This window comes from Mesorhizobium sp. M7A.F.Ca.CA.003.01.2.1 (assembly GCF_003998945.1).
Classification (GTDB): Bacteria; Pseudomonadota; Alphaproteobacteria; order Rhizobiales; family Rhizobiaceae; genus Mesorhizobium; species Mesorhizobium ciceri.
This window is the reverse complement of record NZ_RZRA01000047.1, coordinates 1-11,819: the sequence shown is the minus strand read 5'-3', so window position 1 is coordinate 11,819 and position 11,819 is coordinate 1. Positions and strand designations below refer to the sequence as shown.

Annotated in this window: 8 protein-coding genes and 1 pseudogene; 8 read left to right on the top strand and 1 reads right to left on the bottom strand. The window is 63.2% G+C overall.

Features of this window, described 5'->3' with window-relative positions; all coding sequences use genetic code 11:
• Positions 1 to 381: 381 nt before the first annotated feature.
• From EN969_RS04035 to EN969_RS04020, 4 genes are all read left to right on the top strand, one after another.
• On the top strand, positions 382 to 2,046 hold the full coding sequence (locus tag EN969_RS04035; RefSeq protein ID WP_013532880.1) for an ABC transporter substrate-binding protein: 1,665 nt from the start codon (positions 382 to 384) through the stop codon (positions 2,044 to 2,046).
• 100 nt (positions 2,047 to 2,146) lie between these two features.
• Positions 2,147 to 3,130 carry an ABC transporter permease gene (locus tag EN969_RS04030; RefSeq protein WP_181172681.1) on the top strand — a complete coding sequence of 328 codons (984 nt, stop codon included), beginning with the start codon at positions 2,147 to 2,149 and terminating at the stop codon, positions 3,128 to 3,130.
• Positions 3,127 to 4,005, top strand: a complete 879-nt coding sequence (locus EN969_RS04025) for an ABC transporter permease (RefSeq protein WP_027163828.1) — start codon at positions 3,127 to 3,129, stop codon at positions 4,003 to 4,005. Before EN969_RS04030 ends, EN969_RS04025 begins: the two co-directional genes overlap by 4 nt.
• Positions 3,998 to 6,028, top strand: a complete 2,031-nt coding sequence (locus tag EN969_RS04020) for an ABC transporter ATP-binding protein (RefSeq protein WP_063167627.1) — start codon at positions 3,998 to 4,000, stop codon at positions 6,026 to 6,028. The genes EN969_RS04025 and EN969_RS04020 overlap by 8 nt, the downstream gene beginning before the upstream one ends.
• Before the next feature lie 33 nt (positions 6,029 to 6,061).
• On the opposite strand, the gene EN969_RS04015 is transcribed toward EN969_RS04020, so the two are convergent.
• A complete protein-coding gene (locus tag EN969_RS04015; protein ID WP_063170184.1) occupies positions 6,062 to 6,964 on the bottom strand; it encodes a LysR family transcriptional regulator in 903 nt (300 codons plus the stop codon).
• Between the two features lie 112 nt (positions 6,965 to 7,076).
• On the opposite strand from EN969_RS04015, the gene EN969_RS04010 reads away from it, so the two are divergent.
• The 4 genes and pseudogenes from EN969_RS04010 to EN969_RS03995 form a co-directional block, all read left to right on the top strand.
• Positions 7,077 to 8,732 (top strand): ABC transporter substrate-binding protein, encoded by a 1,656-nt coding sequence (locus tag EN969_RS04010; RefSeq protein WP_063167626.1) that lies wholly within the window; start codon positions 7,077 to 7,079, stop codon positions 8,730 to 8,732.
• Positions 8,729 to 9,619, top strand: a complete 891-nt coding sequence (locus EN969_RS04005) for a DUF427 domain-containing protein (RefSeq protein ID WP_164745786.1) — start codon at positions 8,729 to 8,731, stop codon at positions 9,617 to 9,619. The genes EN969_RS04010 and EN969_RS04005 overlap by 4 nt, the downstream gene beginning before the upstream one ends.
• A gap of 80 nt (positions 9,620 to 9,699) precedes the next feature.
• Positions 9,700 to 10,464 (top strand): SDR family oxidoreductase, encoded by a 765-nt coding sequence (locus tag EN969_RS04000; protein WP_013532887.1) that lies wholly within the window; start codon positions 9,700 to 9,702, stop codon positions 10,462 to 10,464.
• Between the two features lie 419 nt (positions 10,465 to 10,883).
• Positions 10,884 to 11,819: pseudogene (locus tag EN969_RS03995) on the top strand (ABC transporter substrate-binding protein); the annotation flags it as partial.

The following is an 11,819-nucleotide window of genomic DNA, read 5'->3' as shown; positions in this document are numbered from 1 at the left end:
GTCCCGGTCTCGGCGTCACCTTGTCGCGCGAAAACCTCGCTGCCTGTCACAGAGACTTTACCGAGAAAGGACCGTGCAACAAGTATCATGACCCGGCAAAGCCCGGAACCTATCGCCGTTTGCCGCTGAACTAGATGACGGCTAGCGGCCAAGACCGACGGCCAGACACGAGAAGCCAACCGCCGCGATTTCGGTCGGGAAGGTTGGACAAAGACGGTGGAAGCCGTGCAACCAACAACCCCGAGCGTCCACGCCACGACTGGATGGACCGGACAAAACCGCATGCTAAAGTTCCGGTAGACAGGCCTCCGGTGCCGGGAAAATGGAGCAATCCACGAAAATTTCGTCAACCATAAGAAATAGGGGAAAGGGTAAAAACCCATGAGCAAGAACCACAGCATTCTCGACCTTATCCGGCGCAATCGCACGCCGCTTGAAAATCACCTGATCGACGGCCTCGTCGACGGCCGTGTCAGCCGCCGCGACTTCGTCCGTCACGGCAGCCTGCTCGGCCTGTCGCTGCCGCTGCTGGGCCGCATCGGCATGGCCGCCGGCCTTGGCGGCATGCCGTCGCTGGCGCGCGCCCAGGGCGCGCCGGGCGCCACCATCCGCGTCGCCAGCAGTGTGCCGGCGGCGACGATCGACCCGGTCAGCATTGCAGACGCCGGCGGCCTGCTGATCATGCAGCAGGTTGCCGAATTCCTTTGCGTCGACGGCCCCGATCTGGTGCTGCAGCCGGCCTTGGCCGAAAGCTGGAAGCCGAACGACAACGGCACGGTGTGGACCTTCAAGCTGCGCAAGGGCGTAAAATTCCACAGCGGCGGCGAGATGAAGGCCGACGACGTCGTGGCCAGCATCGACCGCCTTGCCGACCCGGCCAACTCGTCCAATGCGCTGTCGGTGTTCACCGGCATCCTGCAGAAAGGCGCTTCAAAGAAGGTCGACGACTACACGGTGGAATTCCACCTCGATGCGCCGAACGGCAACTTCCCCTACATGCTGTCGTCCGACAACTACAACGCCGTCATCATCCCGGCGAGCTACAAGGGCGACTACGAAAAGAGCTTCGACGGCACCGGGCCGTTCAGAATTGAGAAATACACGGCAAAGGTCGGCGCGTCCTTCGTCCGCAACGAGGACTATTGGGGGCCGAAGGCCTTGCCCGAGCGCACCGAATTCACCTTCTTCACCGACATGCAGCCGCAGATCCTGGCGCTGCAGGGCGGACAGGTCGACATCATCAACCAGATGCCGGTGCTGGCCGGCGTCGCTCTGCTCAACGATCCGAACATCGACATCATCAGCCTGAAGTCGTCGGCCCATCAGCAACTGCACATGCGCTGCGACGAGGGTCCGTTGAAGGATGCGCGCGTGCGCCGAGCCATTGCGCTCTGCCTCGATCGCGACAAGCTGGCCGCCGGCCTGATGAAGGGACGCTCCGCCCTGGGCAATGACAGCCCGTTCGCCGCCGTCTATCCTTCGACCGATACGAGCGTGCCGCAACGCAAGCAGGATATCGCCCAGGCCAAGCAGCTCATGGAAGCAGCCGGCCTTGGCCAGGGCTTCAAGATAACCCTGACCACCGAACGCTACCTGGAAATCCCCGAATACGCCCAGCTCATCCAGAACTGGGTCAAGGAGATCGGCGTCGAGCTCGACCTCAACATCCTCGACCAGAGCGGCTATTACGGAGACGCGGTGTTCGGCAAGTCGAACTGGCTGGATTCGGTGATGGGCATCACCGACTACGGCCACCGCGGCGTGCCGAACGTCTATCTTGCGGCACCGCTGAAGAGCGAAGGCACCTGGAATGCGGCGCATTTCAAGAACAAGGACTATGACGCGCTGGCGACCAGCTACATCGCAGCACTCGACCTCGAGGCGCAGAAGGCCGACGCCGGCAAGATCCAGAAGCTGTTGCTCGAGGAAACGCCTGTTATTTTCGGCTATTTCTACGACTATCTGACGGCGACGGCGAAGGGCGTGGCCGGCGTACAGCCGACCGCCATGTCGCAGCTGTTCCTCGACAAGGCATCGAAAGCCTGAACTAACTCTTTGTTGGAGCATGACCTTTTCCGAAAACCGGTCCCCACTTTTCGGGATCATGCTCAAAGGGAAAGCCAATCCTCTAACAGCCAGCTCCCGCATGGGGCTGGCTCCACAAGGAGTCTTAGCCATTCTCTCCTTCCTTGCCCGGCGTGTCTCGCTGTCGCTGGTGACGCTGTTCCTGCTCAGCATCATGGTGTTCCTGGGCGGCCAGGTGCTGCCCGGCAACGTCGGGCGCGCCATATTGGGTCCATTCGCCGACCAGCGCGCGGTCGACGCGCTCAATCACACGCTCGGCGTCGATCGCCCGCTGCTGGCACAGTACTGGGGCTGGATCTCCAATTTCGTCCAGGGCGACATGGGCACGTCCTACATCTTCCGCTCGCCGGTCGCGCCTTTCGTCATCGATGCGCTCGGCAATTCGATGAAGCTGGCGGCGGTCGCCTTCGTGCTGGTGGTACCGATCGGCATCCTCGGCGGCGTCGTCGCCGCGCTCAACCTCAACCGCCCGCTCGACCGCATCATCAGCCTCGGCGGTCTGTCGGTGACGGTGCTGCCGGAATTCGTCACCGGCATCATCCTGATCCTGATCTTTGGTGTCTGGCTGCGCTGGCTGCCGATATCGGCCGCATGGCCGCGCGACGCCGGCTTCTTCACGCAGCTCTACTACCTGATCCTGCCGTCGCTGCCGCTGTTCCTGGTGCTATTCGGCTACATCGCCCGCATGGCGCGCTCCGGCATGATCGAAGCGCTCGATTCCGACTACACGCGAACGGCCGTGCTGAAGGGCCTGCCCTGGCGCACGGTGATCTGGCGCCATGTGCTGCGCAATGCGCTGCTGCCGACCATCACCGTTATCGCCACGCAGACCGGCTACCTCATCGGCGGCCTTGTCGTCATCGAAACGCTGTTTCGCTACCAGGGCATCGGCTCGCTGATCTTCACTGCCGCGCGCGGCAAGGATTTCCCGATGCTGGAATCCGGCATCCTCACCATCGGCATCGTCTATGCCGTGGCCACTCTTGTCGCCGACTTCCTCTATTCCGTGCTCAATCCGCGCATCCGGCTGGGGTCAGACCAATGAGCACCATCCAGACCACCTCCTCGACACCCGACGACACGCGCCCGCGCGGCCCGCTGGCCGAGGTCTTCTTCTCGCTGCTGCGCTCGCGAACATTCCTTGTCGGTTTCGCCATCGTGCTGTTCTGGGTTGCCTGCGCGCTGTTCGGCGAGCACTTCGCACCCTACGACCCGCTCGCCGACGACATCATCAACGCGCTGGCGCCGCCTTCTTCCGAACACTGGTTCGGCACCGACCAGATCGGCCGCGACGTCTTCTCGCGCGTCATCGTCGGCTCGCGCGACATCCTGACCGTCGCCCCGCTGGCGACCTTGCTGGCGACAGTGGCCGGCACGGCGCTCGGCCTCGTCACCGGCTATTTTCGCGGCCTCGTCGACGATGTCGTCAGCCGAATCCTGGAAGCCTTCATGGCGATCCCGGTGGTCATCGTTGCGTTGCTGGCGATCGTTGCGCTCGGTACCTCGAAGACGACGGTCATCGTTGTCATCGGCTTAAGCTTCGCGCCGATCATCGCGCGCACCGTGCGCTCCGCGGTGCTGGCCGAGCGTGAACTCGACTATGTCGCTGCCGCGCAGCTAAGGCATGAAAGTGCCCTGCATACGATGTTCGTCGAGATCCTGCCCAACGTCATTCCGCCGATCCTGGTCGAAACCACTGTGCGGCTCGGCTATGCCATCTTCGCCGTCGCCACGCTCTCCTTCATGGGTTTCGGCATCCAGCCGCCCTCTCCCGACTGGGGGCTGTCGATCTCCAACAATTACGGCATGATCGGCGGCGGCTTCTGGTGGACGGTGCTGTTCGATGCGCTCGCCATCGCCTCGCTGGTCATCGGCGTCAATCTGGCCGCCGACGGCGTTCACGGAGCGCTCAATGACTAACTCCGCCAAGGCCGAAAACGCACTCGAAGTCACCGATCTTTCGGTTGCCTACCGCGTCGCCGGCCGCAACCGCGCCGTGCTGCGTAACCTCAGCCTCACCATCGGCCAGGGCGAAGCCTATGGGCTGGTCGGCGAATCCGGCTGCGGCAAATCCACCGTGGCGCTTACGGTGGTGCGCTATCTGCCGAGAAACGGTTCTATCACCGGCGGCACGATATCGCTCGACGGCCAGAACGTGATGAAACTCGACGCCGAGGCGCTCAGGCGGGCGCGGGCCGAAAGCGTCTCCATGGTCTATCAGGACCCGGGCAAGGCGCTGAACCCGTCGATCCGCGTCGGCCGTCAGTTGACCGAGATTTTTGAACTCGGCGGTATTTCGGGACAAGCGGCCACCGACCGGGCGATTGCGATGCTCAATCGCGTGCGCATCTCCGATCCGATGAGCGTGATGCAGCGCTACCCGCACCAGCTTTCCGGCGGCATGCAGCAACGCGTGGCGATCGCCATGGCGCTGGCCAACGATCCCTCGATGCTGATCCTCGACGAGCCGACCACCGGCCTCGATGCGACGGTAGAGGCCGAAGTGCTCGACCTGATCGCACAGCTGCGGCAAGAACTGTCGGCCTCGATCCTGTTTATCAGCCACAACCTCGCCGTCGTCTCCAACATGTGCGACCGCGTCGGCGTGCTCTATGCCGGCATGCTGGTCGAGGAAGGGCCGACGGAGGTCGTCTTCAACGACCCGCGCCATCCCTACACCGTAGCCTTGCTGCGCTGCCTGCCGCGCGGGGGCCAGCGCAAGGACCAGGGCCGCCTCGATACCATTCCCGGCTTCCTTCCCGGCATCGGGGTCGACATCAAGGGCTGCGCCTTCGCCGATCGCTGCGCGCTCGCCGACGACCGCTGCCGCAGCGAATTGCCACCGCTCTACGATCTGGGCGGCCGGCTGTCGCGCTGCTTTCATCACGACAAGGCGCAGGCGCTGCCGCGTGCGACACCGAGCGATGTGGCGCCTGTACCAAGGGCGGCGGCAGCGCCGGTGCTGCGCGTCACCGGGCTGAACAAGACCTATGCCAGCCATGGCCATGCACTGCGCGCCGTGAAGGACGTGTCCCTCGACCTGCGGCCTGGCGAAACGCTCGGGCTGGTCGGCGAATCCGGCAGCGGCAAAACGACCTTCGCCAGGCTGCTGCTCGGCCTTGTGCCGCCGGACGCAGGCGGCACGATCGAGCTGGAAGGCAAGGCGCTGGCGCCCAGGCTGGAGAACCGCAGCGACGACCAGATCAAGGCGATGCAGATCGTCTTCCAGAACCCGGACTCCGCACTCAACCGATCGCATTCGATCCGGCATCTGATCGGACGCGCGCTAAAGCGGCTGGCGGGCCTCTCCGGCAAGGCGCTGGAGGCTCGTCTCAACGACCTTGTCCGCTCGGTGCGGCTTACGGACCGGCATCTGGCTGTAAAACCGCGCCAACTGTCCGGCGGCCTGAAGCAGCGCGTCGCCATCGCCCGCGCCTTCGCCGGCGTCCCGCGCATCGTCGTCTGCGACGAGCCGACCTCGGCGCTCGACGTCTCGGTGCAGGCGGCCATCCTCAATCTGCTCGCCGACCTGCAGTCGAAGGAAGACGTCAGCTACATCTTCATCTCGCATGATCTGGCCGTGGTGCGTTACCTCTCCGACAAGATCGCCGTGCTCTATCTCGGCCGCATCATGGAGCTCGGACCGTCGGAGCAAGTCTTTTCCGGGCCGCATCATCCCTACACAGAAGCGCTGCTGTCGGCCGTGCCCAAACTCGACCAGACCGAGACGGCGCGCATTCGTCTCGACGGCGAAATCCCGAGCGCCACCAATCCGCCGTCGGGCTGCGTGTTCCACACGCGCTGCCCGCGCAAGATCGGTCCGATCTGCGAACAGCAGGAGCCGCCGCTGAGCGAGGCCCAGCCCGGCCATTCGATCCGCTGCCACATTCCATATGCCGAACTGGCCAGGCTGCAGAGAGCGGCCGTGACCGAGCCGGCATAGCGAGCGTCACCATCACCCGCGTGGCTTGGCCGGTCAGATCTGGCCGGCCATGCTGAGAGCACGGTCGCCTTCCGAAAAGCCCTGCCCTTCGGCCCAGTCTCTGGCCAGCGTGCGCAGGCCTGTGAGCGCGACATCCAGAACATCCGACGAGGCGGGGTTCGAGGGATAGGCGAGGTAGATCGGCCGCTGGAACACCGGCGTATTGTCGATGCGCCGCATCTCGCCGCGCTCGATATGACCGCTGACGGCGCTGAGCGGCAGATAGGCGGCGGCCTGCTGTGACAGCACGTGCTGCAGCCCGATGAAGACCAGTCCGGCCGATATGGCGGGCTTGACCATGCCGGCAAAGGCGCGGTCGTGCTCGATGCGGAACTCCAGCCCCCAATCCATCAGAATGTAGTTTTCGGTCCACGGCCTGGTCTGCGCGGCATGCTGGACAAGCACGACCTGATCGACCGCCAGCGTTTCGTAGACGATGCCGGGATGCGGTCGCGGCAGGTAGAGGATGCAGATGTCGAGCAGGCCTTCCGCCAGCTGGTCGATCGCCGAGTCCGGGAAGCTGCCCTCCAGCCGCAGCGCCACGTTCGGCCGCCTGGCGCGCATCCACTCGACCCATGGCGAGGTGATGCGGTCCCACAGATAGGCAGGCGCGGTCAGCCGCAGCAAGGTCTCGTAGCCATCGGGAACGGCGATGTCCTGCCGCGATTGCTCCCAGGTGCGGGTGATGGAAGAGGCATGTGGCAGGAACTGCCGGCCGGCCGGCGTCAGCGTGACGCCATCGCGGTCGCGCACGAAAAGCCGGCGGCCCAACTGCTCCTCCAGCCCCCTGATCCGTGCGCTGACGGTGGACTGCGCGAGGTTGAGCCGGCTGGCTGCGACGGTGAAGCTGCCATGGGTGGCGACTTCGAGAAAGCTGCGCAGATTTTCAGTGTCCATGCCCACCTCTGCATCGAAAATTTCGATGACCCCTATCAAAAAATATCGCTTTCCGGCGGCAGTCAACAATGAACTAGATGGCCGAACCCCAAGACACGCGAGGAATCCAGCCATGCCCAAGCATTTCCGGATGATCGACAACGCTCGCAGAACGCTCACTGCAATCGAAAATTCCGCTGTCGACGAATTGCTGGCCGGCAGGATGGACCGCCGCGACTTCCTGCGCCATGGCAGCGTGCTTGGTCTCTCACTGCCGTTCCTGGGCAGCCTTGTCGCGGCCGCCGGCCTCGGCACGCAGCAAGCACGCGCGGAGGGCAAGCCGGGCGGCACGGTGCGCGCCGGCGTGGCGACGCCGGGCGGCGCCATCGATCCCGTCACCTATTATGACAGCGGCAGCTACCAGCTGGTTTTCCAGACCGCCGAATTTCTCTGCATCACGCAGCCGGACCTCACCTTGAAGCCGGTGCTGGCGGAGAGCTGGGCGCCGAACGAGGACGGCAGCGTCTGGACGTTCAAGCTGCGCAAGGGCGTGAAATTCCACAATGGCGAGGATTTCAAGGCCGACGACGTCGTCGCGACCTTCGACCGGCTGGCCGACCCCAAAGGCGCTTCTAATGCACTTTCCGTGTTCAAGGGGCTGCTGTCGAAAGGCGGCACCCGGAAGGTCGACGACCACACCGTCGCCTTCCATCTCGATGCGCCGAATGGCAGCTTTCCCTATTCGGTGTCGATCGACAATTACAACGCCGTCATCCTGCCGGCGAGCTACAAGGGCGACTACGAAAAGACGTTCGAAGGAACCGGGCCATTCCGGCTGGAGACCTACACGCCAAAGGTCGGCGCGACCTTCATCCGCAATACCGACTATTGGGGCGAGAAGGCGCTGCCTGACCGGCTCGAATTCAAATTCTACGGCGACGTGCAACCGCGCATCCTGGCGCTGCAGGCCGGCGAGGTCGACATCCTCGACGCCGTTCCGCTCGATGTAAGCCAGGTGGTGCTGAACAGTCCTGATATCACGGTGCTGCGTGTCGCTTCGACCGCGCACCGGCAGCTTCACATGCGCTGCGACACCGGCCCCTTCACCGACAAGCGCGTGCGCCAGGCGCTGGCGCTGTGCATCGACCGCTCCAAGCTGGTCGACGGGCTGTGCCGCGGCATGGCGGCGACCGGCAATGACAGCCCCTTCGCACCCGCTTTCCCCGCAACCGACAAGACGGTGCCGCAGCGCGTCCAGGATATCGCCAAGGCCAAGCAGTTGCTGGAGGCGGCGGGCCTTGCCAGTGGTTTCGACATCACGCTAACGACGCTGCGCTATTCCGACATTCCCCGCTACGCGCAATTGTTCCAGAATTTCGCCAAGGGAATCGGTGCCCGCATCTCGCTCAACATCGAAGACCAGGACAAATATTACGGCAAGGCGGTGTTCGGCCAGTCGGACTGGCTGGACAGCCCACTTGGCATCACCGACTACGCCCATCGCAGCGTGCCGAACGTCTTCCTGAAGAGCCCGCTGGTCAGCGACGGTCCGTGGAATGCGGCGCATTTCAAGAGCCCGGCCTATGACGGCATGGTCACCAGCTATCTCAAGGCGCTTGATGTCGGCGCGCAACGCGCTGCCGCCTCCGACATCCAGAAACTGCTGCTCGACGAGACGCCTGTCATCTTCAGCTATTTTCCCGATCTGCTGGTGCCGGTGCGCAAGAATGTCAGCGGCTTGCCGCCGATCGCCGCCGGCCTGCTGCTCGATCGCGTGTCCCTGAGCTGATCGTGCCTCAACGCCCGATGACAAAAGAAACTAAACGGGAGACTACCATTCGCAAGCCTCATCTGCGCGGCCGCGGGCCGCATTTTCCGCTGCTCGACAGCATCGTGCAGTACGACTTCGAGCCGGGCTACATAGCCTTCACCATGCCGACGCAGAAGCGCCTGCGTGTGCAGGTGGGGTCAATGACCGTGGCCGATACGACCAACGCCTTGGTGTTCTACGAATCCGATCATCTGCCGGTCTACTATTTTCCGATCGGCGACGTTCGCGAGGAGTTCCTGCTGCCGAGCAAGACCACGACAGAGGACCCATTCAAGGGCACAGCCACCCACTATTCGCTCAACACCGGCATCACGCTGGTCGAGGACGCGGCCTGGCGCTATCTCGATCCGGTCAAGGGCTGTCCGCCGATATCGGACTACATGTCGTTCACCTGGAGCAAGATGGGGCACTGGTTCGAGGAGGACGAGGAGATCTTTGTCCACGCCCGCGATCCCTTCCGCCGCGTCGACTGCCTGCCGTCGTCGCGGCGCGTGCAGGTCATCCTCGATGGTGAGCAGGTCGCCGATTCACGCCGCGGCGTGTTCCTGTTCGAGACCGGCCATCCAGTGCGCCACTATCTGCCAATCGCCGACACGCGGCTCGATATGTTCGCGCCCAGCCGCTACATCTCGCGCTGTCCTTACAAGGGCATCTCCAACTATTATCACGTGACGACCAAGGCCAAGCGTCACGAGAACCTCGTCTGGTATTATCCTGAGCCGGTGCACGAGGCGGAGCGCATCAAGGGGCTGGTCTGTTTCCACCACGAGCTGGTCGACAAGATCCTGGTCGATGGCGTCGAAATCCCGAAGGAAGCCACGGCCGCGTCGAGCGGTTATTTCTAGGCATCGACGCCGCTTGCGCGCGGGCGCTTGATCGAAGCACGGGTCAGCGCATACCCTCCCTGGGACAGGGAGGACACTCGATGGATCTTTTCAAGCTGGATGGCGATGTCGCGCTGGTCACCGGCGCCGGCAGCGGCATCGGCCAGGCCATCGCGATCGGGCTGGCCGAGGCAGGCGCCGACATCGCCTGTTTTGGTCATGCGTCGAAAGGCGGGCTGGATGAAACGGCGCACCGGATCACGGCACTCGGCCGCAAGGCGCTGGTGCTGAACGGTACAGTGACATCGCAGAGCGATCTGGCGGCGGCGATCGATCGAGTCGAGAGCGAACTCGGTGCGCTGACCGTTGCGGTCAACAATGCCGGCATTGCCGGCTCCGAACCCGCCGAGACGATGCCGCTGGAGACGTGGCAGAAGGTGCACGAGGTCAATGTCGCCGGCGTGTTCCTGTCCTGTCAGGCCGAAGCGCGCAAGATGCTGGTGCGAGGCAAGGGCTCGATCATCAACATCGCCTCGATGTCGGGCACCATCGTCAACCGGGGCCTGACGCAGGCGCACTACAATTCTTCGAAGGCCGCCGTCATCCACATGTCCAGGAGTCTCGCTATGGAGTGGGCCGATCGCGGCCTGCGCGTCAATGTCGTCAGCCCGGGCTACACACTGACGCCGATGAACAAGCGGCCTGAGGTGGCCGAAGAGGTGAAGATCTTCAAGCGCGACACGCCGATGGGGCGGATGGCGGCGCCGGAGGAAATGGTCGGACCGACGGTGTTCCTGGCCAGCCGCGCAGCGAGCTTCGTCACCGGCCTCGACCTGATTGTCGATGGCGGCTACGTCTGCTGGTAGAGGTTCAACTTCGCCTGCAGTCTGAATTTATACGCCTCGCGCGGTGTTAGTCGTTGCGCGACATGAACCTTGATATATATAATTTCATCCCATGAAACTGGCTTGGCGAGATGGCGCTTGCCGGGTCGACAGCCGAGAACATGAGACCTTGATGGCTCGCACCTTGCAAGGCGCCGCAAGACTGGCAATCGATCCGCAGATGACCGCCCCCGCAGCGATCCGTCGGCAACCATGACGCCGACACTGCAGTCCTGTTCCATCATCACTAGAATTGAGCACCATCTTGCCTGCGTCGGCCAAAGCCGGGGCAATAATCTGGCGCCGACGGCCTTGCGCAAAGACCAGCCTTTCCAACACAATCAAGAAAAGCCGCAAGAAGGGAACGAACGATAATTTTCACAGCTTGAAGGAGAACAAGCATGTCACTTCGCAGTGTGATTTCGAACTTAACAATGGGAACCTTCGCACTCGCCGCGGCGAGTGCACTGACACCTTCCGCCCAAGCCGCCGCACCAGAATCCAACGATCCGATCAAGATCGCGCTGTTCGACTGGACCAGCGTCAATCTGAACGCCAAGATCCTTGGCGGTATCCTGGAAAAGCTCGGCTATACCGTCGAGTATCCCACGGCCGACTACCTCTCCAGCCTGACCACGGGCCTCACCAATGGCGATCTTGATGTCGGCCTGGAGTTCTGGGACACGACCGCCGGCGAAGCCATGAAGGCCTCCGATGCGACCGGCCAGACCGAACGGCTGGGTAAGCTCGGACCCAAGGCCAAGGAAGAATGGTGGTTTCCGGAATACATGAAGGAGTAATGCCCGGGCCTGCCCAATTGGGAAGCGCTGAAGGACCCGAAATGCGCCGAAGCCTTCTCGACGGCGGAGACCGCACCGAAGGGACGCTATCTCGGCGGCCCGGTGACATGGGAAGGCTTTGACGACGAGCGCGTCGAGGCGCTGAAACTGCCCTTCACCGTCATCCATGCCGGCACCGACGCGGCGATGTTCGCCGAGCTCGATTCCGCCTATCAGCGCAAGGCGCCGATCATGCTGTGGATCTATTCGCCGCATTGGGCGCCTGCCAAATACAAGGGCGAGTGGGTTGAATTCCCGGAATACACGCCCGAGTGCTACAACGACCCGAAATGGGGCGTGAACCCCGACGCCAAATATGACTGCGGCAAGCCGCATGGCGAGATCTGGAAATACTCCTGGTCCGGCATGAAGGACAAATGGCCGGTCGCCTACAAGGTGGCCAAGGCCTACACGATCGACACCGATGAGCTCAACAAGATGAGCGGCGAGATCGATCTCGGCGGCAAGACACCGGAGGACGTCGCAGCTGCCTGGATC

Bases quoted from the DNA above. Each gene is read 5' to 3' on its own strand.
- EN969_RS04035 (WP_013532880.1), top strand. From the start codon at position 382: ATGAGCAAGAACCACAGCATTCTCGACCTTATCCGGCGCAATCGCACG.
- EN969_RS04030 (WP_181172681.1), top strand. From the start codon at position 2,147: ATGGGGCTGGCTCCACAAGGAGTCTTAGCCATTCTCTCCTTCCTTGCC.
- EN969_RS04025 (WP_027163828.1), top strand. From the start codon at position 3,127: ATGAGCACCATCCAGACCACCTCCTCGACACCCGACGACACGCGCCCG.
- EN969_RS04020 (WP_063167627.1), top strand. From the start codon at position 3,998: ATGACTAACTCCGCCAAGGCCGAAAACGCACTCGAAGTCACCGATCTT.
- EN969_RS04015 (WP_063170184.1), bottom strand. From the start codon at position 6,964: ATGGACACTGAAAATCTGCGCAGCTTTCTCGAAGTCGCCACCCATGGC.
- EN969_RS04010 (WP_063167626.1), top strand. From the start codon at position 7,077: ATGCCCAAGCATTTCCGGATGATCGACAACGCTCGCAGAACGCTCACT.
- EN969_RS04000 (WP_013532887.1), top strand. From the start codon at position 9,700: ATGGATCTTTTCAAGCTGGATGGCGATGTCGCGCTGGTCACCGGCGCC.